Below are 24,008 nucleotides of genomic sequence, written 5' to 3'. Positions count from 1 at the left end.
CTTACGAAACTTGAGTTAATTAGTATTAATTATCAAACTTTATTCATGACATTATTTGGTATTCAAAAATAATTCGTATATTTGTGCTGTAAAATTTATAATTTATGGATACAGCATTCAAAAACATCGTTATCAAAAATGGGCTTTTCTTAGGTGCTGCCTTAATCGCCTTTGAGCTTATCAAGTATGCCACAGGGATTCTCTATACAAGCAATACAGGCTTGAGTATCCTCTTATGGCTGGTCAGTGTAGCTATTTATGCCTATTTTATCTTTGTGGCAGTAGGCCAATACAAAGCCTCTAACAACGACCAACTCACTGTAGTTGATGGTCTAAAAGTAGGAGCTGTTGTAGGAGTTATTGCAGGGGTACTACTAGGTGTCTACAATGTTCTCTATACCACTGTCATTGCTCCTGATTACTATGAACAAGTAATGGCTTTAGCTACTGAGAAGTTAGGCCCAATGCTTGAGAACATGTCTGAAGATCAGGTAGCTATCATGCACGAAGAGATGCTTAAGGCAAAACCCTCTGTTGTGGCAACTTTCATCTATAGTATTATTGGCGGTGCTATAGGAGGCCTGATCGTTGGGGCTATTATAGGGTTTGTAAAGAAAAGCAAAAACAACTAAGGGCAATGACCTATGATAAAAATTAATCATTAATCATTATTGGCATTAAACATTAATTTTGTACTTTTGCACCATTATTTTTAAGATGATATGCAAAAGCCCTTAATTCTTATCACCAATGACGATGGCATTACTGCCCCTGGTATCCGTGCCCTTATTCAGGTGATGCTTCCTTTAGGAGAGGTAGTAGTAGTAGCACCCGACTCACCACAGAGTGGTATGGGACATGCTATTACAACTACCTCTGCCCTATTCTGCGAACAGGTACATACCCAAAGTGGCGCTCCTTTAGAATACCGTTGTAGTGGTACCCCTGTGGATTGTGTGAAGATAGCCAAGCACGAACTGCTTAAGCGTACCCCCGACCTATGCGTCAGTGGCATCAATCATGGTTCAAACTCCTCTATCAATGTGATCTACTCTGGCACCATGAGTGCAGCGGTAGAGGCAGGCGTGGGGGGGATTCCCGCCATTGGCTTCTCCCTATTGGACATGAATTGGAATGCAGATTTCTCCCAATGTACTGATTTTGTACGCGATATTACCCTAAATGTACTCCAAAATGGCCTGCCTCATGGGGTAGTGCTCAATGTAAATATTCCCAAGCTCAAGCGTGAAGAGATCAAGGGAGTGAAGGTATGCCGCCAAGCGCGTGCCCACTGGGAAGAGCGCTTTGACCATCGCGTCAGTCCGCATGGCCGCAATTATTATTGGCTTACAGGCAAGTTCGTCTGTGAAGACGAAGGCACTGACACTGATGTATGGGCACTGGATCACGGCTACATCTCAGTTGTACCCATTCATGCCGACCTTACCCATTACCCTACTGTAGAACAACTTAACACATGGAAACTCAATGAAATATCATAGAAGCCAGAAAGATGTCCTCATCGGTATTGCTGTAGGACTGATTGTCAATGTCTTAGGAATGCTCCTTTGGTGGCTATTCTTCTCCAAATCGGACTTAGAGTCCACGTTTGTCTATGCCTATGAGGAAGGTATGCTAGGGGCTATCATAGGTTTGGGTGCTTTTTTGAACCTTTTAGCCTTCTTTGCCTTTATCCGCCTAAGACAAGATTCCCGTGCCAAGGGTGTGCTGATCGCCACCTTTATCAGTGCCTTTATCATACTCTTTTTGAAATTTTGGTAATGCAAAATATAAATTCTCATTTATGCAAAAACGCCATTTTATATAAATGACACCTTTCTCATTTATGCAAAAACGCCTTTTCGTATAAATGACACCTTTCTCATTTATGCAAAAACCCTATTTCGTATAAATGACACCTTTCTCATTTATGCAAAAACATGATTTCGTATAAATGATAAAACTAACATGGAAAAAAAGGGCTGTTTTTTTCATATTAAAAATTAGTCGTCAGTGGTCAATACTCACTGACGACTAATTCTATATAAGGGCAAATTGTCTCACCTACTTTGCTTCGCCGACTTTATCCCTGACTAATTCACTATCATATCCTTAGGGTATTTTAGCTTATAGCTGATTCGGAAAGTTTTGGTCTCATTGGGCTTGAGAGAGACCTCCCATGTGAGGATATGGGTTTCTTCAGCTACAGAAGCATGAGAACTTTCTAAAAGTTCTACCTCTATACTTTTTTCAATAGAAACTGGATATTGGTCTTTGAGAACAAGATTTACAGGCTCTTTCTTGTTGTTACGCAAGATAATATCATAGGTAAATATCTGTTCTTTGTTAGTTGAAATAAACTTAGTCTGGGATTTTTCGGCTACTTTCTCTCGTTTTACACTCACTTTTTTATCATTACCCATGGTGATGTTGAGCGTTTCGGTGGTTTGATTGGGGTCTATATAGGTTTTTCCTACATATAAGCCCTCAAAGACAATATTTGCCTCCCCTGGCAAGAGATTATACTTAGAATAATCCTCTATCGCAGCCACTAGATACACTTCCTTATCCACTCGTGGGGCAGTATAGTACTTATAGGCAGCTTTGAGCTGTAACTCTTGTAGGGAGATACTATGTACCTTACCATTGGAAAGGATATCGTAAGGCGTATCTATATCAAAGGAAATATTGAGTTGGTTTTCTGAAAGTGCTGTATAGTGTGCCATAGTGGATTCTTCCATATTAACCTCTTCATCTTTGGCAATTTTCTTTCTAGAGAGGTCAGCCAAAGGAGCCGCATTAGAGCGCAATTCCATTCTAGCATTACTGAAATCACGAGGACGTCCAGTCTGTACAAACCAAGTTTTTAGCACAGGAAATTGGTTGCTTTTGTTAGGGTTGCCGCTGGAGAGGGAGAGCTTGATCCCTTTCCAATCTACCCCTGTGTTTTGGGCGATTTGCCCTTTGTAGAGCAGGTGAATAGGCTCGGCGAGCTTTTCTCCACGTAGTTCATAGGAGGGATACCAAGTAGCCTGTGTAGAGATATAGCTCACTTGGAAATCAGCCTTTTGTGCCACAGGCGACATCAGCTGGAGAATAATCTTCCCATTGGAGAGATGCTCTTGCTTGGAGAGATTGGTATCCAACTTGGCATTGAGCTTAGTTATGGCAGCTGAGAGTGTTTCTTCCTTTGTCTTGATTTCATCTATGCTATTGAGCAGCTCTATACGCTTGGAGGTATAGTAGTCCATCACTTTGGGAATATCAGAGAGAGCAATACCATCTTGATTACCTTGTAGGGCATTATTACCGTCCAAGAAACTAATGGTCTTCTCCTTGGAATAGCGTTCGTTACGACATTTTTTAAGTTGGTTATCTAGGAGGGTCAAGCTATCTTGTACCCGCCTGAGGGCAGGAGCGTATCTTTCGGTATCGTATTCCTCCATATATTGGTTGGTAAATTGTGCGGAGAGTACCGTTACGCTGGAGGGCGCCAATACACGGATCGTCTCTTCCGAGAGTGCGTTGGCCACATTCTTAATCACCAATTCACTCGTTCCTTTAGGAATATTAGCCGAAGCGGTATGGGTAAGTGCTGCCCCAGTAAAATAGACAGTTGCCTGCTTTATCTTCGCTTGGGTAAAGGTTGGTTTCTCCTGCGCTATTATGGGCAAGGAAAGGGCTATTACAGCCAAGAATAATCTTTTCATGAGTTATTTTGTTCGTTATCCGCTGTTTAACGGTATTAATCTTTATTGTTTTTTAATCATCTTTACGACTTCCTCGCCTTGTTCGTTGAGCAACGATAAGGAATTTTCCTGTATTTTATAGGTAGCTACTTCTTGTAGGGTTTGGAAGTAAGCATTTTCTATATTATCCGATAGGCAGAGCATTCGAGTAGCTCCAATTGCAGAAAAGGAGAGTGCTGTAGAGGAATAATGCTCTATGGAGGCAAAATAGTTATTACAGCCTCCATTACCTGAAATGCGATTTTCCTTAAGATCTATCTGTAAACTAGGCAAGGGAATAGAAGTAGCAGGGGCTACTCCTCGTAGGGTCTGTAAAGTCCATTCTCCTTGTATCTGCAAGGGGGTATCTTTTTCCTTTTCCATTTGCTGTGTAGCAGTACAAGAAAATAAAAGTAGTGGCAATAGGTATTTCATAAGTAATGAGTGATAAATAGTCAGTGGTCAGTTCCCAACCACTGACTGCTGTTATTGTCTTGTTCCTTTGTCAAGGATTAAGAGCTTCTCTCCTTGTTTGTCGAATAGGTGTAGGTGTTCTCCGTCTAACTTATAGGAGGCTACTTCACGCAAGGCTGATTGGAAAGCTTCTTGGTACTCTATCTCTGGGCAGTATCTAAGAGTAGAGGCTATCTCTCCGAAAGAAAGCTCCTTATCGGTAAGGGTCGCTATAGGAGCTGAAAGGAGGTTACAGCTATCACTTCCTGATATCGTTTTTTTATTCAAATCAATATTCAGATAGATACTCTGGGTATTCTCTATAAGTTTTACTCCCTTGATATAGTCGGCCTTCCACTGTCCATCAAGGGGAGGGATAGGTGCAGGTTGCTCAGCTGAAACAGCAGGTTCGGCTGAGGCATCTTCAGTTTTTTGAGAGGTTTGGTTTCCGCAGGCTTGCATCATAATAGCAGCAATAATAAGTAGACCTAATTTCTTTTTATTCATATGTTTTTTAAGTTTATTCTTTCCATTTTTTATCATCAATGGCTTGTATAAGTTCTTTATAGCCATCAGCCAAGTCAAACTCAGTGCCTATAGCGTCGAAGATAGCATCTTGGGTCAGTACCCATTGGGGCACCTCATCGGGTATTTTCCCATCATTGCTGTCAAAATAATCGTCTCGCCATAGGGGGCTATCATAGTAGGTTACCAAGGTTTTAAAATCGTCCTGTAAGGCCTTCCATTCCTCCAAGACAGCTTCGGCCTTAGCAAGGGTCTGTTCCACTCGGCTAAGTATCTCACCCATACGGCGAATATGTTCGTAACGTTCTTCTGGGTGTTGCTTATAATAAGTTGATAAATCCATGTTTTAATTGTCAATTATCAATTGTTAATTGTTATTCTTCTTTTACAATCCAATTTTCAGCAGTTAGTCTTCAAATCTTGTGGTTTTATCATCAGGAAAAGCGCCAAAGAGATTAAAGAAATCCGTGTCTTCTTTTGCCTTTTTATCTTCTTTATGTGCTGCTCTATCTTCCTCCTTAAGAGATAAGGTAATCCGCTCAATAAGTTCTAAACGAGCAAACCTACTAAGTCCCTCAAACAAACGAGCATAAGTATTTACTATATTTTGTTCTACTGTTGTCATTTGTCATTTGTCATTTGTCATTTGTCATTATCACTCGTATCTTAGTGCAGTAATTGGCTCCAAATCAGAGGCTTTGCGGGCTGGATACCAACCAAAGAATACCCCTGTAACGGTACAAACCAAAAAGGACAGTACTATAGAGTAAAAAGTGATACTCACAGGCCAGCCGATAAAGGTATTTACTACATAGGTAGCTAAAAGCCCAATCACTACTCCTACTACCCCACCAGTGATGCTGATCAATACAGACTCTATCAAAAACTGCGCCAAAATATCCTTACCCTTAGCCCCGATGGCCATGCGCAAACCTATCTCCTTGGTACGCTCTTTGACCGATACATACATAATGTTCATAATTCCTATCCCTCCTACAATCAGCGAAATACTTGCTATAGCTACCAAGAGTATGGTAAGCATCTCAGAAGTTGAGGAAAAAGTAGAAATGAGCTCCTGTTGGGAAAATACATTGAAATTATTTTCCTGGTCAGCAGCAATATTATGGGTACGCTCCAGTATGGTCTTCACCTGATTAACGGCATTTTCAGCTTGGTCTTCTGTAATTACTGAGGCGACGATAGACTGTAAATAGGTCTGAGCCAGAACGCGCTTCTGTACTGTAGTATAGGGAGCAATGATGATATCGTCTTGGTCTTGACCAAAGTTGCTTTCACCCTTGGCGGACAATATCCCTATGATTTTGAAAGGAATATTCTTAAAACGAATCGTCTGCCCAATAGGCGAATCCCCTTCAGGAAAGAGATTTTTCTGGATCGTACGTCCTATAACTGCTACCTTCGATAGGTTGTCTATCTCATCTTGGCCAAACATAGCACCTTCCTCCACTGCCCACTCTCGGATAGGGAGATATTCCGTATTGACCCCATAGATAGAAGTTGGCCAGTTATTTGCCCCTACAATGGCCTGCCCATTACCACTGACCACAGGGGTAATATACTTAAGTAGCGTGGCTTCATTCCTTAGGGCTAAGTAGTCGGTCATCTTGAGCGACTGCATATCGGTATTATTGCGCACCCCGCCAAACATACCCGCTCCTGGACGTATATTGAGCATGTTGGTGCCCATTTTGGAGATATTCTCTTTGATGCTCTTCTTTGAGCCCTCTCCTATGGCAAGCATGGTAATTACTGAACCTACCCCGATGATAATCCCCAACATAGTGAGCAAGGTACGGGTCTTGTTCAGCAATATAGCTCGCCAAGCGATGCGAAATAAATTATTCAAATTCATGCTAAGAATTCTTTAAGTGTTTCTATGACATAATCTACCTCTTCTTTTGTGTTATAGATAGAGAAAGAAAAGCGTATATGTGCCTCTGGCCACTGCTCTTCGGGGAGTATCGCCCTGAGTACATGGGAACCCTGAGCACTACCACTTTGGCAGGCACTGCCCTGACTACAGGCAATCCCTCGCATATCCAAAAAAAGCATCAGCACCTCGGTCTTCTTCAGCTCTATCGGAAAAGAAATATTCACTATCGCATAAGAACTTTCCTGTAAGTTGGCACTCAGGCCATTGAAATGTACTTGGGGAATCTCTTGGGTAATCTGCTGTATGAAATACTTCTTAATCCCCTCCACATAGGCGCGTTCCTTATCCATATACTGATAGGCCAAAGAGAAAGCCTCCTCCATACCCACTATATTATGGATACATTCGGTGCCTGCACGCCGGCCGCGTTCTTGTTCGCCTCCAAAGAGTAATGACTTGACATTCACTCCCTTGCGAATAAAAGCAAATCCTACTCCCTTAGGTCCGTAGAACTTATGAGCAGAGACCGAAATAAAGTCTATCGGAACAGAAGAGAGGTCTATAGGGAAGTGTCCTACCGCTTGTACCGTATCACAGTGAAAATATGCTTTATGCTTCTTGCATATCTCGGCTACCTTGGCCACAGGGAGTATATTGCCGATCTCATTATTGACGTACATGAGGGAAACTAGCACTTTCTCATCGGGAAGGAACTGAGAGAGGAGCTTGTTCAAGTCCTCTATATCTGGGGTGCCACTAGGCTCCAGCTCCACCATGGAGACCTGTATACCATATTCGTTTTCAATAGATTGCACTGTATGTAATACCGCATGATGCTCCGTAGGGGAAGTGATAATCTGGGTGATGCCCAAGTCTCGTACGGCTCCCTTGAGAATCATATTGATTGCCTCCGTACCGCCAGAGGTAAAGATAATTTCCGAGGCAGTAACGCCCAATTCCTTGGCTATATTCTTGCGTGCTTTTTCAATAAGTACCTTGCTGGCACGGCCAAAACTATGTATAGAGGACGGATTTCCAAAGCTGTCAAGCGATGCCATCATTGCCTGCTTGACCTCTTCTCGCATAGGAGTTGTGGCCGCATTGTCAAAATAGACTTTTTTTTCTCCACTCATGCTGTGATTTTTTAGGCACAAATGTACGAATTAATTTTTATTACGACGAAAATATTCCCACATCATTTAGAAAAAAATCATTATTTATTTGTACCTTTGCCGCATATTTTGAAGAAAACATGCGCACTTATCTCTTATTTATATCCCTCTGTTTAGGGCTACTTATAGGCTGCAATGACGGCGATTATACAGTAGAACGTATCACTTTCACTGGTACAGAGGCTCACTCTTGTACCCAAGATACCACCACTACTTTCCTCTATAAGACTCAAGGAAATGAAGCTCTTATCCTACAGTTCAGAGCCAACCTACTGAAGAACAAGGTAGATTCTATCTCTGGCAACATAGGCAATGGCTATACACTACTATACCGTACCTTTGATAGTGCTCCTACAGCCACCTACTTCTGTACCTCTCCCCCACAGACAACCCCTAAGGTTACCTCAGAGATACAAGCCCAAGGCGGTACGGTGATTATCACCACCCGTGAGGTCAGAGATACTGTTGCTGGAACGGTCAAGTACAACCACCTAATTCGTATTCGCGACCTTGTGCTCACCAACGAGAATGGTGAGCGATTGGTAGATCAAAATTTTAACTTCGGTACTTACCAAACCTCTCGCTAAGGCTGGGTCGGAGCTGCTTCTTGTAGGTCTAGCGTAACTTTCCACTGCCCCTCTATTTGGCGTACCTTGAGTTGCTTATAGGTCTCCTCTGCAGAGATACTATAGGTTACTATGGCACTCTGCGGGTCGGTAGGGGTTACTTCTATGATCTTAAAGTCTATTTTCGGATTTTGAGGGATTTCCCCTTTATAGACCCCTAACATCTCTTCTATTTGGGTCATTCGGGCAATGACAGTACTATCACCATAAAGCTTGGCTTGGGCAAAATCATTCTTATTCACCGCTGTAATAAATCCTTCTACAGCAGCCTCTGGGCTGTTCTGCTGCTTGTGATTACAGCCTATCAAGGCAAAAACCAGACTTGCGGTTGCATACAAATAATATTTCATAAGCTTAATCTGCTAATTAGTTGTGCAAAAATACGATATTTTCAAGGCAAAGTCAAGAATAATCTATTAAGAGATAAAAACTTTTCTCTTTCCACGCTTCTCTCTTTACTTTTTTGTATCTTTGTGCCTTGAGATACAACCTTTTGCTTGATGAATAAACACCTTCTCTTACTCCTATCTGTGCTCTGCCTCTCCCCCCTATGGGCACAGCGCAAATATACCCTCAGTGGTACTATTACCGATGGTACCAGCGGGGAAAAACTCCTTGGAGTGAATGTTATTATAAAAGGTACCCAAAAGGGTGCTACTACCAATGCCTATGGCTTCTACTCCCTAACCCTACCCCAAGGGGACTATACCCTACAAGTGGCGTATTTGGGTTTCAAGACCATAGAAGAAACCCTACACCTAAAGGGCAACCTGCGTCGCAACTACAAGCTCTTGGAGGAAGATATAGCCCTTGAGGGAATAGAAATCACCGCCCATAGTACCCCAAAGGTAGATATCCGCACCCCCCAGATGAGTGTAGCCAGTATCCCCATACAGACCATCAAGAAACTGCCCGTGCTAGTGGGTGAAGTGGATATCATCAAGTCCTTACAACAGCTCCCAGGGGTAAGCAATGCAGGGGAAGCCTCTTCAGGCTTCAATGTACGTGGAGGTGCCGCTGACCAGAACCTTATCATGCTGGATCAGGCCACTATCTTCAACGCTTCTCACCTCTTTGGTTTCTTAAGTATCTACAATGCCGATGCTATTCGTGATATGAAGCTCTACAAGGGGGGCATGCCTGCTCGCTATGGCGGACGTATTTCCTCGGTTTTGGACGTATATCAGAAAGATGGAAATAATACTCAGTTTCATGCCACAGGAGGGATAGGGGTACTCTCCTCCCGCCTTTTGGCCGAAGGGCCTATTGTAAAAGATAAGTCCTCTTTCCTTATTGGCGGACGTGCTTCCTATGCACATCTGTTCTTGAAACTAACAGATAATAACAACTCTGCCTACTTCTATGATCTCAATACCAAGCTCAACACCAAGATAGATGACCAAAATAGCCTCTACCTTTCGGGCTACTTCGGCCGAGATGTCTTTGACCTATCGCAGACCATTAGTAATAGCTATGGGAATGCGCTGGTAAATCTCAGATGGAATCACCTATTCTCTGACCAACTTTTTTCCAACTTATCACTTATCTATAGTGACTATTATTATGGGCTAAATGTACCCCTTTCAGGCTTTAAGTGGGATTCGTGGGTGAGGAATCTGAACCTAATGTATGACTTCAAGCATTATTTCTCTGACCGCTTTAAGGTAGGTTATGGCCTGCAAGGTACTTATTACGATTTTAACCCCGGCAAGATCACCCCTATAGGCGAATCTACTATTAGTTATAAGGCCTTAGCACACAAATACGCTGTAGAATTGGGACTTTATGCGGAGGCCGAACACAAACTCAGCGAGCCACTGACGCTCTCCTATGGCCTTCGCTGGAGTAACTTCTACCACTTAGGCAAGCGCACTATGGACAAGTATTACGCTGACCAAGCGGTGATATTCAATCCTTTACAGCGTATCTATGAGCGCGGCATTCCTATAGGACAAAAGAGCTACAAGGCCGGTGAACTGATAGATGTATATGCACACCTCGAACCACGCCTAAGTCTTGCTTATGCCTTTGATGACCATCGTTCTATCAAGGCTAGCTATGCCCGTATGACACAATACCTGCACCTGATTTCCAACACTGCCTCCCCTACCCCCTTGGACATATGGACTCCCAGCGATCGCTATCTCAAGCCTCAATATTCTGACCAAGTAGCCTTGGGCTACACTACCAACCTCAAGGGCGGTGATTATAGCCTAGAGACTGAAGTCTTTTACAAGACAGTACAAAACCGCTTGGATTATATAGATGGTGCCAACCTTGTTGCCAACGAATCCATAGAGCGGGAAGTGCTTGCAGGACATACGCGTGCTTATGGCTGGGAAGTCCTACTGAGAAAGAACACGGGTAAATTCACCGGTTGGCTCTCCTATACCTATTCCAAATCTCAGCAACAGACTCCAGGAAGAACTGATTATGAAACAGGTATCAACAATGGCCAGTGGTATGCCTCTGCTTATGACAAGCCTCATAACCTATCGCTTACGGGCACCTATACTTTCAATAAGAAATGGAATGCAAGTGCTGTATTCACCCTACAATCGGGGATTCCTGCCAATTTTCCCATAGGTAAATACAGCTATTTTGGTGTATCCATCTCCAATTATAGCGCCCGCAATGCTTATCGCCTGCCTGTATATCACCGCTTAGATGTATCGCTCTCCTATACCCCTCACCCTGAAAGAAAATGGAAATCGGAATGGGTATTCGGTGTATATAACCTATACAACCGCTACAATGCTGCCTCTATTTATTTTAGAAACAACCGAGAAACCCAACAGAGCGAAGCCGTTAAACTCTCTATCTTTGGTATAGTCCCAAGTCTCACCTATAATTTTTCTTTTTAAACGATGAAAAAAGCAACTTTACTTTACTCTATATCATTCCTTATTATGGCATTTCCCCTTTTCACCGCCTGTGAAAAGGTAATAGAACTGGATTTAGACACCCAAGAGAAAGAATTGGTGATTGATGCCCATATTGATTGGGAGAAAGGCGCTACAGGGCAAGAGCAGACTATTCTGCTGAGCTATACCCAACCTTATTATAGCCAAGAAGCTCCCGAAGGCGCTTCAGGAGCTACTGTATTAGTGGCTGATAACCAAGGAAATATCTTCCCATTTGTAGAGCACATAGCAGGCACTTACAAAAATGTCAACTTCACCCCTGCCTTAGGAAGAAGGTATGCACTTATAGTACAATATCAAGGGAAAGAATATGTAGCTTCGGATATCCTAAAGGAAGTACCTCAACTGACTGAGGATAATATCACGCAAAGCAATGATGGAGGATTCACTGGTGATCAGATCATGCTCACCCTCCGCTTTGATGCCAATCCTAATGAGCGAAATAATTTTGTTCTACGCATCAAGGCCTCTTCCGATGGCGTAACTCGCATCTATGGGTTTAATGATCGCTATTTTCCTGACGGTCGTTTCTCTAGCAAAATCCTTAGCCGTAGTAACAAGGAAGAGGAGAAATTCAAGCCAGGTGATACTGTTGAAATTACCCTCTTCCGTGTGAGTGAAACCTATATGAACTATATTCGGGTACTCTCGAACAACACCTCCAACAATGCAGGTCTGTTTAGCATACCCAACCGAGTAAGAGGCAACATTGTTAATCGTGCCAACCCTCAGGAAAATCCCTTAGGTGCTTTTAGGGTAGCTCAATACTCTAAAATCATTTATGTAATCAAATAGCACTGTATACGGGGAGACCTGCGGCTTCCCATGCTTTTATTCCTCCATCTAGATTAAGTAGGTCATCATAGCCTTTACTCTGAAGAAAAGCTATAGCCTTTTGGCTGCGTCCGCCCGAAAGGCAAGCTATAATAAGTTTTTGTCCTACAGGTAGTTGACCATATGTTTCGGCCAACTTGGAAAGAGGGAGATGTAGGTAGTGAGCTACCTCATAGCGTTTTTGAGCCACTTCATCGGCCTCACGTACATCTACCAATAAGACCCCTTGCTGACTAAGGGCAAAAGCCTCCTTAGGAGCAACATGTATTATTTCTGCCATATATAATTGATTAACAAGTTACTGCCTCCTTGATTCGGCGCAAGGCCTCACGAAGCGCCTCCTCACTGGTGGCATAGGAAAGGCGGATACAATTCTTATTACCAAAAGCCTCTCCTGTTACTGTCGCTACATGGGCTTCTTCTAAGAGATAGAGGGAAAGGTCGCTGGCTGTTTCTATCTTTTTCCCACGGAGTGTCTTTCCAAAATAGTAGGACACATCGGGGAAGAAGTAGAATGCTCCCTCAGGGAGATTGGTCTTAAAACCTTCTATCTGGGTGAGCAGTTCATGCACAAGGTCTCTACGCTTGCGATAGGCATCAAACATATATTGTATCTGGCTCAAAGGGGCTCTTAGTGCAGTGATACTTGCTCGCTGTGCGATGGTATTGGCTCCACTGGTGATTTGCCCTTGCATTTTGCTGCAAGCCTTGGTAATCCATTCAGGAGCTCCCATATAGCCCATACGCCAGCCTGGCATCGCAAAAGCCTTTGATAGTCCATTGACAGTGATGGTACGCTCATACATTCCTTCTATAGAGGCCATGGAAGTTGGCATACCTGTATAGTTAATGTGCTCATATATCTCATCGGCGAGGAAAAAGATATTAGGGTGCCTTCTCAAGACCTCTGCCAGCGCTTCCAATTCTTCTTTGGAATAGATCATACCACTGGGGTTACCAGGGTTACTTAGCCATATCATTTTGGTACGTGGGGTAATGGCTTTTTCTAACTGCTCTGGAGTAATCTTAAAATTCGTTTCTAGCGAAGTAGGTAGTTCCACGGGTACCCCTCCTGCAATCTTAGTAATATCGGAATAGCTTACCCAATAGGGAGTGGGAAGGATTACCTCATCGCCAGGGTTGAGCATCACCAGGGCTACATTGGACAAGCACTGCTTAGCCCCTGTGGAGACAATCACCTGAGAGGGCGTATAGGTCAGTCCATTATCCTTCTTGAATTTCTCACAGATGGCCTCTTTCAGTTCCAAATAACCGTCCACTGGAGAATATTTGTTATAATTCTGCTCAATAGCCTCAATGGCTGCTTTCTTTACAAAGTCAGGTACTGCAAAATCAGGTTCGCCCAAGCTCAAGCTAATAATATCCTTGCCTTGTGCCTTTAGCTCGCGTGCTTTGGCGGCCATAGCCAAAGTAGCAGAAAGTGCCATATTATTGACACGATCGGAGAGATGTATATTCATATTGTTTTACAATTTTTTATCTTTATAATATCGTACAAAATTACGACTTTTCACGGAGAAAGTAAAGAGAAAAAAGAAAAAAGTTTGCATATCTACCTATTAAACCTTATTTTTGCAGTCCTTAAATATCCCTTTATGAAAGATGTGGTTCTCATCACAGGTGCTACTTCAGGCATCGGCCGTGCCACGGCTGAACTTTTATCCCAAAAAGGCTATAGGGTATATGGCACTGCCCGCCATATACAAGCTCAGCCCGAAGGCTATACCCTACTTACGATGGACGTAAGGGACACGGCTTCCGTCGCCCAAGCAGTGGAGCGGATCATCGCTCTAGAAAAGCGTATAGATGTGCTTATCAACAATGCAGGAGTGGGCATCACAGGTGCTATAGAGGAAACCCCAATAGAGGCCTTGGAGAACGCTTTTCAGACCAATGTGTTTGGAGCTATACGCGTCATCCAAGCGGTACTACCACATATGCGCGCCCAGCAAAAAGGCAAGGTTATCAATATCACCTCTGTGGCGGCCTATATGGGATTGCCCTTTAGGGGGGGCTATTCGGCAAGCAAGGGTGCCTTACAGTTACTCTCAGAGAGCCTACGCATGGAGACCGAGCAGTTTGGTATCTGTTTTTGCACCTTAGCCCCCGGTGATGTAGCTACCGACATAGCCTCACGGCGCTTCCACACCCCTACCCTCGAGGGATCTCCCTACAAGCAATACGCCGAAGCCCTCCCCCTTATGAACACCGATGTGGATAATGGCCTGCCCGCCCAAGACTTAGCCCAAGCTATCTACTCTCTTTTGCAAAAAAAGCACCCCAAGGTACATTATATAAAGGGAAAAGCCCTCGAACGCCTGTCAGTATTTCTAAAAAAAATACTTCCCAGCAAGTGCTTTGAGCGACTGCTCAAAAGGCATTATCGCTTGTAATGCACTATAGGAGACAAGGAAAAACTGTTTTTACCAAAAATTGTTAATAACTTATTTTGCCTTTCTCTTTCATATGTCACAGAAAAGCCTTAATTTTGCCCTTGTGAAAATCATAGGAACTTCAAAATATTATACTATCTATCAAAAACCAGGAGATCGCAGGTTTTATGTAGAGATGCCCGAACAGACTTTGGAGCTTCGCTTCTGTGAGTTGTTAGAGTTTCGCGGCAAGGTACAAGCCATAGACCTCACCTCCCATTTTGATTACTCCGAACTTGGTATAGAGATTCTTACCTTCTGCGGGGGCAAGTACCTATGTGTCTTTACAACGGTGCAAATCGTTGATCTTCAAAAACTACTTTTTGAAATCTTTGAGGGCGTTTCCGAAAAAGAAATCTTTACCAAATACGTATTGCTATGATTGTTGTTACAGGAGGCACAGGGCTTGTGGGGGCACACCTGCTCTACCAGCTACTTTGTCACACCTCTGACACGATCCGCGCCCTCTACCGCCGAGAGGATACTTCCCTCTTAGAACGCCTTTTCCAAATCTATAACCCTACTGAAAGAGACCTCCTCTCTCGTATAGAGTGGGTCAAGGCTGATATTTTGGACATACCAGCTCTTGAGGAGGCTTTCAGAGATGCTACACATGTTTATCACTGTGCGGCCAAAGTTTCCTTTACCCCTGGTGAAGCAGAATTACTACTAAAAACTAATATAGAAGGTACGGCCAATGTTGTGAATATGGCCTTACACTTAGGCGTGAAAAAGCTTTGTTATGTAAGCAGTATTGCCACTTTCTCTCCCAAGGAAGGGGCAGAAGTCAGTGAGCAGACCGAGCAGGAGCCAAGTCGTGATCGGGACAACGAATATGCCCTGAGCAAGTATAGTGCCGAGATGGAGGTTTGGCGCGGCGTACAAGAAGGTCTTCCTGCTGTGGTAGTTTATCCGTCGGTCATCATAGGCGTAGGGGTAGAGTCGCACCCTGCTATGAACGTAAAACAGCTCTGCCGCAGCCCTTATGTAACCTCTGGCGGCACAGGCTTTGTCGCTGCCCAAGATGTAGCAAGGGCTATGCAATTGCTTATGGAATCTCCCATTGAGAATGAAGGCTTTATACTCAATGGCGCGAACCTGAGTTATGCCGAGTTCTTCGAGCGCTTACGAAAGAGCCATCCTACACTCCCTAAAAAGAAACTTATTTCCCCCACTGCTCTACGTATGCTAAGCTATGGAGAAGCCTTGCTCTCCCTCTTTGGCAAAAGAAGGCTCCTAACTGGCAAGATGTTGCACACCCTACAGCACAGAACCTATTATAATGGCAGCAAGATTACCCACACACTGCCTTTTTCTTACACTCCTATAGAAAATACACTTGAAAAATTATCCTTATGATAAGTATTTTTCATAAAAATTGTTTATCTTTGCCCCTTGAGAAATATACTAAATGATAGAGTTATTCAAAAGGCTATGTATGCTCTCACTACTTTTTATAAGCAGTTGGAGCTATGCCCAAACACGTGTATCGGGACAAGTAGTAGACGAACAAGGGGAACCAGTTCCCTTTGCTAGTGTCCTTTTCAAAAACACCAAAGTAGGTACTGCCTGCGACGAAAATGGTAAGTTTTCCCTCTACACTCAGAAGAACTACAACACGCTGGAAGTCTCCTCCGTTGGCTTCACAACCAAGGAAATTACGCTACTCAAGCGAGAAAGTACCGGCCTTAAGATCGTCCTTACCGAAGGGGAGATGCTTGAAGAAGTGGTCATCGTACAAAAACCTACCAAGTTCCTTTCCAAAAAAGAGAATCCTGCCTATCCTATTCTGCAAAAAATATGGGCTAACAAACACAAAAATAGCCTTACCACTTCCAAATCCTACGAATACAAGCGCTATGAGTCTGTGGAAATGGGGCTGAACAACCTAGATACGGTCTTCCTCAAGAAATCCATGAAGAAAGAATATGGGAATATACGTGAGCTACTCTCCTCCAGAGAGATAGGTGACCACTACTCACTACCTATGTTCCTTAGAGAAGAAGTCTCAAAGGTATATGGGGACAACACCCATTCGCTTACCCGTACCGATATTGAGGGCGAACGCACCCAAGGGGTGATGCAGACAGGCTTCGGTATGGAGCGCTTCACCCGCAACTTTCGGGACTTTGATATCTATGACAACTCGTTCTATTTCTTGGACAAGGCTTTTGTAAGTCCGCTGTCCGAATATGGTTATGGAGTATATGCCTATGTGCTCAACGACTCTATAGTGCGCGACGGCCGCAAGCTCTATTCTATTTACTTCTTCCCAAAGGAAGACCAAGACCTGCTCTTCAAAGGGAACTTCTCAGTGGATAGCCAGACCTATGCCATCGCCTCTATACAGATGTTCACCATCAAGGAAGCCTCTCTGAACTTTGTACGCAATCTCTCCATTGAAAAGAACTTTACCGTTAACGATAGCCTTATCTTACCTAAGAGCGACTATTACGAAGGTGACTTTACTGCCTTGAGTAAGAGTGATGAAGAAAAGGGACTTTATGTAAAAAAACGGATTCTCTATTCGGATTTTGTACTTGACCAGCCCAAGGAGGAGGCTTTTTACCTGACGAAGGTAGAGAAATACAAGTCTAACCAATTTGCCCAAGACAAACCCTATTGGGACGACCTCTCCCAGACGCATTCCTCCCTTGGTGAAACCCAAGAGCTGATTAAGAAAGTCAGTGATAACAAGCGTATCAAGGGGATTTCCAATGGGCTAAATATCCTATCCTCTGGCTATATCCCCGTAGGGCGCTACTTCCAGATAGGTTCCATATGGGAATCTTTCTCTAACAATGATATAGAGGGCAACCGTTTTCGCCGAATGGGAGCACGCTCCTTTATGAGCAATGATGACCGCTTCCGTACCTATCTCTATGGAGCGTATGGAATCAAAGATAAGAAATTCAAAGGAGGTATCAGCGGGCAATACTTGGTCATTCCTAAGATACGCATGACTATAGGAGGTTTATACCAAGACGACTATGTGCAATTAGGCACCTATCTCCAGAGCAATGAGGCCGAAATGGATCTAAAAAACGCCTCCAACTTCCTTTTCTCCAGAGGGGAAAACTACTTTGTAACCCGTAACAAACGAGTATTGGGTATGGTAGATTTCGGCCTTATGAAGAGCAACCTACACCTAACGCTTTCTGGCAGCTACCAACAGATGAAATCGGCCGACCCTGAACGCTTTTCTATTGGTTATCGCATGCCTTCGGGTGAGGTTCTCCACCAGTATTCCGATGCCTATGCTTCCCTTTCGCTTACCTATACCCCCAGACGAAACGTCTATGGCTACGGAGTAGAACAGTTCTTCGGGAAAAATATATTCCCTACCTATCGTATCAAATACACCCAAGCCTTCTCTGGCATTCGCAACAGTATCTTTGACTATAGCCGTCTGGAGGCTTTCGTACACCACCCTATCCCCTTGTGGAACATAGGAATTTTCCACCCTATGATAGAGGTCGGAAAGGTATTCGGCACTGTGCCCCTCCCCTTCCTAACCCCTACCCCTGCCAACCAGGCCTATGGAACTTCCCGATTTGCGCTCAATAGAACCTTCCAACTACTTAACTACTACGACTTCGTTACCGATGCTTATATAAATGTGTATTTGGAACACCATTTTAACGGACTGATATTCAACCGAATTCCCCTGCTGAAAAAGACCAAATGGCGTAGCCTTATCTTAGCTAGAATGGCCTATGGTACGCTCAGCGAAGAGAATAGAGCCGTTAGCGCATCCAATATTGCTTATAACCCACCTGAAAAAATATATTGGGAATATGGCTTTGGTATAGAAAACATTGGTATCAAGAACCTCCGCCCTATCCGTGTGGATTTCATCTGGCGCAACGCTTTCTCTTCACATAACGGACTAGACAACCCGTATTTCGGGGTGAGATTCGCTATACGACCAGAGTTTTAATTGTCTATGGTTAATGCCAGCAATGATTAATGATTCATTGTTGGCATTAATTGTTAAAAATAGTATTATTTAGATACAAGTTAAGACAATTTTCAAAACGTATCTAATTGAGAATAAAGAAGTTACCTTATTGCATAAACTAAACAGGTAACGATTTGGAAACGAGCGAACTGCTTTTAGTCGCGGGTTTCTGCATTAACAAAGAACGCTTGTTATTCTATTTGCAAAGATAATCATTTGCTTTGAATAATAAGCGTTTTTGATGAAGATTTCTCTCTTTTGCTTTGTCTTCGTTTTGGGATAGAGATTGGGAATAGAGAAAAGTGGTTACAATCCTCTCCCTCTTTTCTTCTTTTTCTTGGCTTGGTTTCTGAGCCTGTGCTGCCATGCAGTCTCGGCATAATCATCATCATGTGTCTGTGGGTTGATGAACCCGCCTGCTGCGGAAATGATTTCTTCGGCTGCATTTATGGCTGTATTTGCCATATTACCTACTGCTTGTGCAATAGATACTTGAGTTCGGGATAAGTTTAGCATGAAAAAAGTTCCAACTGCCTTGATTTTTGCACATACACTGGCAGTGCCTCTGGTTTGTTCTCAAAGAAGCAGTATGCTGTAAGGGCAGAACACAAGTTCATGATAAAGTTGTGTATCGAGCGGTGTCTTGAGTGAACAAGGTTGGCCTTGTTCTTGAGTAGTTCGTTAATGCACTCGATGATGTATCTTCTCCTCAGCATGATCTTGTCCCACATAGGCATCAATTTGTTCTTCATCTTAGCCTTGAGCCCATGAACGAGTTGGATACCTTGACCGAACAGGCTCTCAAAGAGTTCCTGCTTGATGTATCCTCTATCAGCAAAGACCTTCCCATACAAGACCTTTGCAAACACCGTCCATACCCTGCTATCCCTGTCATCCACATTTGCTCCTGTAAGACAGAATGTTATCACTTCACCAGAATCATTGCATAGCAGGTGCAGCTTGAATCCATGACACCAGCCCATGGTACCCTTTCCGTCCTTGGCAAGGCCGGTAAAGACCTTGTTATAATATCGTCGTACGTTCTGACATATGGGTATCATTGTGCTGTCAACGAATGTTATACCCGTACACTTGCCGAAGGCATAGAGCTTCATGAACAGCATCATCTTAAAGAACACTCTTGGCATGAGTTCAACGAAGCGGTTATAGGAAACCGCGTCGGGAAAATCCTGACGCATTACCCCTTTGACCCAATTCAAATAATACTCCTTGAAATTGCGATATGCGCCGAAATGATAGCATACCAAAATGGTCATAATCTCACTTTCCGAGAGCCTACCCTTGCGGTTGCGGTAGCGTTTGCCGTCACAGTTATGGGACGGTAGACGCAGGTTTTTCGCAAATTCGGCACTCAAATTCTTATCAAACTCGTCGATTATACAGTAAATTTCAGTAACTTTGTCCTTGGTAATCATCGTTCAAAAATCTCGTAATCTATTGATTTTCATCTATAAAGATACGAATTTTTGACGAGATTACCAACTTTTACAAGCCTTTTCTTATCCCGAACTCGCATTTTTATTTATAAATATTCTGCTAATCAAAAAAATATCCTTACCTTTGCGTCGTTAATTTTTAAATGATAAAGTTATGTTGTATTTTTTCAAATCCATCAGAAGATCAGTAAAACACTGGTACATTCACCTTATTTTAGGGATTTTGTTCATTCTTTGTGGTATAGGGGTAATTATATCACCACAAGCTTCTTATCTTACCCTTTCAATACTCTTTAGTCTTTCGTTCTTAGTATCGGGGATAACTGAATCCTTCTTTGCTCTACAGAATACTAAAAATCTCAATGGTTGGGGTTGGTATTTGGTAAGCGGACTTATTTCATTGATAATGGGTATCTTTTTACTTATGTATCCTGCCCTATCAATGTTTATATTACCATTGGTAGTAGGTTTTACGTTGCTATTCCGTTCGTTTCAGCTACTTGGTTTTGCCTTCGAAGAAAAAGAAGCAGGCGTACTGAATTGGGGGAACTTAGCCATAGTGAGCGTATTGAGTATTATCCTCTCGTTCATTTTGATTGCTAATCCTATCTTTACAGGTATCTCATTAGTAGTATTCACAGGTTTAGCATTTATCTTCACAGGTATTTCATCTGTAATACTTTCGTTCAATCTGAAAAAGTTAAAAGGTTCTGCTCAAAAGTTATCAGATGATTTAAAGAACCGCATAGAAGACCTCGAAAAAGAAGTGAAAGAAGCTACGAAATAACAGCAAATTAGCAAAATACCACTGGCACAAGTCTATAGTTATACCTATGATTACAGAGCTATAGTGCTTTTTTGCAGAAAATACCTCCAAAGAATTAAATACTCTTTGGAGGTATATTATGATTTTATAATTGACGCGCCTACGTTCAATATCCAGCACTCTTTTTAAGAGTTATCTTTATCTTATCTTTTATCTTCAAGTAATTGGCATTATTGGCTTTGTGGTATTAAAAGAATACTCTATTGGTAAACCCATACCACCGCAATACCGTTTCGCCCCACAAGAGTATCATCAACCAACTGATAAACATCATCGTAATACCAAACTTGAAGGTGTCGCTCCAGCTGTATTGATTGGTAGTGTACAGTAGGTCAGCAGGTTTACTGTTAAAAGGCAGTACATACACATGTCCCACAAGCATTGCCACCGGGAAAGCAAGACTCATAATCGGATACCCGTTTTTCTGAGCTACCCCTATGGCAATAGGAATGAATATGAGGGTAAGCATTGTTTTAGATTGCCTAAATTCAACTAATAAATGCAACTTTTTCGGAGGTAGGAAGTAAATAAAAAACTTTACTCAAACAAAAGAGAGGAAAAAAATAGATCCTCCCTTTGTCTGAGCAGGGGAAAATGACTATCTTTGCCTCCGTCCAAAAGTTCAAAAGAATGGGTCATTTAACCAAAGAGCAAAGGTACACAATTTTTGTGATGAAGCAACAAGGTTGTAAAATTAATTTTATAGCCTCTGCCATAGGTAAAGACAAATCCGTTGTTAGCCGTGAGCTTAAACGTAATTGTGACAAGCGAAGCGGGCAATACAATGTTGATTTGGCACAGCGAAAATACCAGAAGCGAATGCAAAAAAACCAAAAAAAATCCACTTTACTCAAGCTGTACGTGAACGTGTTGAAGAATTACTCAGAGAGGACTTCAGTCCAGAACAGATCGCTGGAAGATGCGAATTGGAAGGATTGGAATGTATTAGCCATGAGCGTATCTATCAGCATATATGGGAGGATAAGAAGCGTGGCGGAGACCTATATACTCACCTGCGACGCAAAGGTAGGCGGTATCGAAAATGTGGTGCTTCCAGGGACAATAGAGGCATCATCAGTAATAGAGTAGGCATAGAAAATCGCCCAGCTATAGTGGAGCAAAGAAGCCGTTTTGAGGATTTAGAAATTGATACCATGATTGGAAAGAACCATAAAGGAGCCTTGCTTACGATAAACGATAGGGCAACTGGAATATGTTGGTTGGCATTACTTGAAGGGAAAGAAGCCAAACCGCTTACCAAAGCTATGGTGGATATACTTAGCCCTATTAAAGACTTGCTACATACAGCAACGGCTGACAATGGGAAAGAGTTCTCAGATCACCAGCAGATTGCTTCTTCCCTTAAAATAGATGTATATTTTGCCCGTCCATATCATAGTTGGGAATGAGGATCAAATGAGAACCTGAACGGTCTTATAAGGCAGTTTATACCCAAAGGCAGTTCATTTGAGGATCTAACAGAGGAAGATGTCAAAATGATACAGGATAAACTAAATAACAGACCGAGAAAAAGACTCGGTTACCTAACACCATTAGAATTCTTTTCTAATAACTTTGCAAAATCAAATCAATGTCTAACTGAAAAGTTGCATTTGTAACTTGAATTCGGCCTATTAACTTTTCACTTATGAAAAAACTGTTCTCTGTCATAACACTTTTGGCAAGCATATCCGCCATGAGCCAGCAAAATGTATTCTTTGACCGTAGTTTTTGGAATGAAAACACCTCTGTTAGCCAAGTAAAAACCGCTATAGAGGCAGGCAATAGTCCTTCAGCACTCAATGAAGCTGCCTTTGATGCGCCTTCTCTGGCCATTTTAGGTAATGCGCCTACCCCAACGGCTATCTACTTGATAGAACAAGAGGGGAATAGCATCACCAAAACCACCCATGACGGACGCACTTACCTCTTTTGGGCTGCAAGTAGTGGAAATGTAGCTCTTATCCACTACCTATTAGAGCAAGGCAGTGATATCTATGCCAAGGACACCAAGGGCTATATCCCTGTCACCTTTGCCGCTCTCTTTGGCAATACCAATCCCAAAGTGTATGAGGCTTTCTTCCGTGCAGGTATAGACCCTAAGGCTACCTATGACCAAGGGGAGAGTCTCCTTCTCAAGACCATCGCCTTCGATAGCGAACAACTACCACTTACCCAATACTTTATCAGCAAGGGACTCAAGCTCAAGCAGACGAGCCTTAGTGGCGCTACCGCCTTTGACTATGCTAGCCGAAAGGGCAATGTAAACCTGCTCAAGACCTTGCGCAAGAAAGTAAAACCTACCCACCAAGCCTTGCCTATGGCCGCCGAAGGGGTAATACGACAGCCCAACAATCCTATAGAGGTATATCAATACCTGATTGAAAACCAAAAGATCCCCGCCACTGCCACCGACTACAAAGGGGGGACTGCCTTGCACTACTTAGCGCGTCGCCAAGACCTGCCCACTGCCCAGTATCTTATAGAGAATGGGGCTAACATAGAGGCTACAGACAAGGACGGTAATACCTGCCTGATGAACGCTTGCTATGGGAACAACTTAGAGCTGGTAAAACTCTTGCTTAAGGGCAAAGAACACATCAACAAGGCCAATGGAAAAGGAGAAACTGCTCTGCTTATCGCCCTACAACGCAGCAGTAGTGAAGTAGTTGCGCTATTATTAGCTCAAGGGGCTGATACTCGTGCGGTAAGTAAGAAAGGGGTCAATGTAATAGAGGCGCTTCTTGCCAGCTATAATCCCCGAAAGAAGGGTAATGATGAAGATTTTGATCAAAAAGCCGCCCTCTTGAAACAGTATTTGGTTGCACTACAAGGTGCCAATGCTCACGGAGATACTGCCCTACATATGGCTGTGGTAAAGGGAAACCTTAAGCTTGTAGAGAAAATATGCTCTTGGCCATCTATAGATATCAATGCACAGAACGAAGAGGGGGAAACGCCCCTTATCAAAGCGGCTCTTACTGCCAAAGACACCTCCCTACTAAAGCTCCTTATAGACAAAGGTGCCAACAAAGCGCTTACTACTTCCTTAGGGGAGACCGCCTATGGGCTCGCAAAGGAAAACGAAAACCTACAGAAAAGCGAGGCAGATCTCAGCTTCCTTAAATAACGTGAGTTCGATATAACGAAAGCTC

General features: G+C 43.0%; 25 protein-coding genes and 1 pseudogene. 13 read left to right on the top strand and 13 right to left on the bottom strand.

Annotation, left to right across the window (positions count from 1 at the left end):
- The first annotated feature begins 104 nt into the window (after nucleotides 1-104).
- The 3 genes from HMPREF1154_RS01035 to HMPREF1154_RS01025 all read left to right on the top strand — a co-directional run bounded on the left by HMPREF1154_RS01035 (nucleotide 105) and on the right by HMPREF1154_RS01025 (nucleotide 1,782).
- Nucleotides 105-632: a DUF4199 domain-containing protein gene (locus tag HMPREF1154_RS01035; protein ID WP_009640736.1), complete on the top strand. Its 528-nt coding sequence runs from the start codon at nucleotides 105-107 to the stop codon at nucleotides 630-632.
- 90 nt (nucleotides 633-722) lie between these two features.
- Nucleotides 723-1,502, top strand: coding sequence for a 5'/3'-nucleotidase SurE (surE, locus tag HMPREF1154_RS01030; protein ID WP_009640740.1), 780 nt, complete (start codon nucleotides 723-725; stop codon nucleotides 1,500-1,502).
- Nucleotides 1,489-1,782, top strand: a complete 294-nt coding sequence (locus HMPREF1154_RS01025; RefSeq protein WP_009640720.1) for a hypothetical protein — start codon at nucleotides 1,489-1,491, stop codon at nucleotides 1,780-1,782. Before surE ends, HMPREF1154_RS01025 begins: the two co-directional genes overlap by 14 nt.
- A 311-nt stretch (nucleotides 1,783-2,093) precedes the next feature.
- On the opposite strand, the gene HMPREF1154_RS01020 is transcribed toward HMPREF1154_RS01025, so the two are convergent.
- From HMPREF1154_RS01020 to HMPREF1154_RS00990, 7 genes are all read right to left on the bottom strand, one after another.
- Nucleotides 2,094-3,710, bottom strand: a complete 1,617-nt coding sequence (locus HMPREF1154_RS01020) for a DUF4139 domain-containing protein (protein WP_009640704.1) — start codon at nucleotides 3,708-3,710, stop codon at nucleotides 2,094-2,096.
- Between the two features lie 42 nt (nucleotides 3,711-3,752).
- Nucleotides 3,753-4,163 carry an META domain-containing protein gene (locus HMPREF1154_RS01015; RefSeq protein WP_009640727.1) on the bottom strand — a complete coding sequence of 137 codons (411 nt, stop codon included), beginning with the start codon at nucleotides 4,161-4,163 and terminating at the stop codon, nucleotides 3,753-3,755.
- Nucleotides 4,164-4,214: 51 nt separating this feature from the next.
- A complete protein-coding gene (locus HMPREF1154_RS01010; protein WP_009640719.1) occupies nucleotides 4,215-4,688 on the bottom strand; it encodes an META domain-containing protein in 474 nt (157 codons plus the stop codon).
- A 13-nt stretch (nucleotides 4,689-4,701) separates the two neighbouring features.
- Nucleotides 4,702-5,049 (bottom strand): DUF4298 domain-containing protein, encoded by a 348-nt coding sequence (locus HMPREF1154_RS01005; RefSeq protein WP_009640733.1) that lies wholly within the window; start codon nucleotides 5,047-5,049, stop codon nucleotides 4,702-4,704.
- Nucleotides 5,050-5,112: 63 nt separating this feature from the next.
- Entirely contained in the window at nucleotides 5,113-5,331 is a 219-nt protein-coding gene (locus HMPREF1154_RS01000) for a hypothetical protein (RefSeq protein WP_009640673.1), read from the bottom strand.
- A gap of 30 nt (nucleotides 5,332-5,361) precedes the next feature.
- Nucleotides 5,362-6,579: an ABC transporter permease gene (locus HMPREF1154_RS00995; RefSeq protein WP_009640683.1), complete on the bottom strand. Its 1,218-nt coding sequence runs from the start codon at nucleotides 6,577-6,579 to the stop codon at nucleotides 5,362-5,364.
- Nucleotides 6,576-7,733: a cysteine desulfurase family protein gene (locus HMPREF1154_RS00990; RefSeq protein WP_009640662.1), complete on the bottom strand. Its 1,158-nt coding sequence runs from the start codon at nucleotides 7,731-7,733 to the stop codon at nucleotides 6,576-6,578. The genes HMPREF1154_RS00995 and HMPREF1154_RS00990 overlap by 4 nt, the downstream gene beginning before the upstream one ends.
- A 119-nt stretch (nucleotides 7,734-7,852) precedes the next feature.
- Between HMPREF1154_RS00990 and HMPREF1154_RS00985 the strand changes: the two genes are divergently transcribed.
- Nucleotides 7,853-8,359 (top strand): hypothetical protein, encoded by a 507-nt coding sequence (locus tag HMPREF1154_RS00985; RefSeq protein ID WP_009640676.1) that lies wholly within the window; start codon nucleotides 7,853-7,855, stop codon nucleotides 8,357-8,359.
- On the opposite strand, the gene HMPREF1154_RS00980 is transcribed toward HMPREF1154_RS00985, so the two are convergent.
- Nucleotides 8,356-8,748 carry a DUF4878 domain-containing protein gene (locus tag HMPREF1154_RS00980; protein WP_009640654.1) on the bottom strand — a complete coding sequence of 131 codons (393 nt, stop codon included), beginning with the start codon at nucleotides 8,746-8,748 and terminating at the stop codon, nucleotides 8,356-8,358. The genes HMPREF1154_RS00985 and HMPREF1154_RS00980 overlap by 4 nt on opposite strands.
- A 150-nt stretch (nucleotides 8,749-8,898) precedes the next feature.
- On the opposite strand from HMPREF1154_RS00980, the gene HMPREF1154_RS00975 reads away from it, so the two are divergent.
- Nucleotides 8,899-11,262 carry a TonB-dependent receptor gene (locus HMPREF1154_RS00975; protein WP_009640677.1) on the top strand — a complete coding sequence of 788 codons (2,364 nt, stop codon included), beginning with the start codon at nucleotides 8,899-8,901 and terminating at the stop codon, nucleotides 11,260-11,262.
- Nucleotides 11,263-11,307: 45 nt separating this feature from the next.
- The gene (locus tag HMPREF1154_RS00970) at nucleotides 11,308-12,117 is read left to right on the top strand and encodes a DUF4249 domain-containing protein (RefSeq protein WP_232211952.1); all 810 of its coding nucleotides are present in this window, start codon (nucleotides 11,308-11,310) and stop codon (nucleotides 12,115-12,117) included.
- On the opposite strand, the gene HMPREF1154_RS00965 is transcribed toward HMPREF1154_RS00970, so the two are convergent.
- Both HMPREF1154_RS00965 and HMPREF1154_RS00960 read right to left on the bottom strand, forming a co-directional pair.
- Entirely contained in the window at nucleotides 12,110-12,436 is a 327-nt protein-coding gene (locus tag HMPREF1154_RS00965; protein ID WP_009640734.1) for a rhodanese-like domain-containing protein, read from the bottom strand. The two genes, HMPREF1154_RS00970 and HMPREF1154_RS00965, sit on opposite strands and share 8 nt — an antisense overlap.
- 10 nt (nucleotides 12,437-12,446) lie before the next feature.
- On the bottom strand, nucleotides 12,447-13,637 hold the full coding sequence (locus HMPREF1154_RS00960) for a pyridoxal phosphate-dependent aminotransferase (RefSeq protein WP_009640728.1): 1,191 nt from the start codon (nucleotides 13,635-13,637) through the stop codon (nucleotides 12,447-12,449).
- Nucleotides 13,638-13,772: 135 nt separating this feature from the next.
- On the opposite strand from HMPREF1154_RS00960, the gene HMPREF1154_RS00955 reads away from it, so the two are divergent.
- From HMPREF1154_RS00955 to HMPREF1154_RS00940, 4 genes are all read left to right on the top strand, one after another.
- On the top strand, nucleotides 13,773-14,570 hold the full coding sequence (locus HMPREF1154_RS00955; RefSeq protein WP_034566649.1) for an SDR family oxidoreductase: 798 nt from the start codon (nucleotides 13,773-13,775) through the stop codon (nucleotides 14,568-14,570).
- A 103-nt stretch (nucleotides 14,571-14,673) separates the two neighbouring features.
- Complete coding sequence (locus tag HMPREF1154_RS00950) at nucleotides 14,674-14,991, top strand: hypothetical protein (protein WP_232211951.1); 318 nt, start codon at nucleotides 14,674-14,676, stop codon at nucleotides 14,989-14,991.
- Complete coding sequence (locus tag HMPREF1154_RS00945; protein ID WP_009640705.1) at nucleotides 14,988-15,968, top strand: NAD-dependent epimerase/dehydratase family protein; 981 nt, start codon at nucleotides 14,988-14,990, stop codon at nucleotides 15,966-15,968. Before HMPREF1154_RS00950 ends, HMPREF1154_RS00945 begins: the two co-directional genes overlap by 4 nt.
- A 52-nt stretch (nucleotides 15,969-16,020) precedes the next feature.
- Nucleotides 16,021-18,549 carry a DUF5686 and carboxypeptidase-like regulatory domain-containing protein gene (locus HMPREF1154_RS00940; protein ID WP_009640655.1) on the top strand — a complete coding sequence of 843 codons (2,529 nt, stop codon included), beginning with the start codon at nucleotides 16,021-16,023 and terminating at the stop codon, nucleotides 18,547-18,549.
- Between the two features lie 327 nt (nucleotides 18,550-18,876).
- Here the strand turns inward: HMPREF1154_RS00940 and HMPREF1154_RS00935 are convergent, their stop codons facing one another.
- Both HMPREF1154_RS00935 and HMPREF1154_RS00930 read right to left on the bottom strand, forming a co-directional pair.
- Nucleotides 18,877-19,035 (bottom strand): hypothetical protein, encoded by a 159-nt coding sequence (locus tag HMPREF1154_RS00935; RefSeq protein ID WP_198004465.1) that lies wholly within the window; start codon nucleotides 19,033-19,035, stop codon nucleotides 18,877-18,879.
- Nucleotides 19,036-19,079: 44 nt separating this feature from the next.
- Nucleotides 19,080-20,006, bottom strand: coding sequence for an IS982 family transposase (locus tag HMPREF1154_RS00930; protein ID WP_009640716.1), 927 nt, complete (start codon nucleotides 20,004-20,006; stop codon nucleotides 19,080-19,082).
- Nucleotides 20,007-20,181: 175 nt separating this feature from the next.
- Here HMPREF1154_RS00930 and HMPREF1154_RS00925 point away from each other — a divergent pair, with 175 nt between their 5' ends.
- The gene (locus HMPREF1154_RS00925) at nucleotides 20,182-20,814 is read left to right on the top strand and encodes an HdeD family acid-resistance protein (RefSeq protein WP_009392446.1); all 633 of its coding nucleotides are present in this window, start codon (nucleotides 20,182-20,184) and stop codon (nucleotides 20,812-20,814) included.
- 226 nt (nucleotides 20,815-21,040) lie between these two features.
- Here HMPREF1154_RS00925 and HMPREF1154_RS00920 read toward each other — a convergent pair whose 3' ends face one another.
- A complete protein-coding gene (locus HMPREF1154_RS00920; protein ID WP_009640696.1) occupies nucleotides 21,041-21,322 on the bottom strand; it encodes an anion permease in 282 nt (93 codons plus the stop codon).
- Nucleotides 21,323-21,483: 161 nt separating this feature from the next.
- Between HMPREF1154_RS00920 and HMPREF1154_RS00915 the strand changes: the two are divergent.
- Together HMPREF1154_RS00915 and HMPREF1154_RS00910 are read left to right on the top strand one after the other, a co-directional pair.
- Nucleotides 21,484-22,472: pseudogene (locus tag HMPREF1154_RS00915) on the top strand (IS30 family transposase).
- Between the two features lie 29 nt (nucleotides 22,473-22,501).
- Nucleotides 22,502-23,983: an ankyrin repeat domain-containing protein gene (locus HMPREF1154_RS00910; protein WP_009640665.1), complete on the top strand. Its 1,482-nt coding sequence runs from the start codon at nucleotides 22,502-22,504 to the stop codon at nucleotides 23,981-23,983.
- The last annotated feature ends 25 nt before the right edge of the window (nucleotides 23,984-24,008 follow it).

Source organism: Capnocytophaga sp. CM59, from assembly GCF_000293175.1.
Classification (GTDB): Bacteria; Bacteroidota; Bacteroidia; order Flavobacteriales; family Flavobacteriaceae; genus Capnocytophaga; species Capnocytophaga granulosa.
The sequence above is the reverse complement of the archived record's forward strand: the minus strand, read 5'-3'. Positions and strand labels throughout refer to the sequence as shown.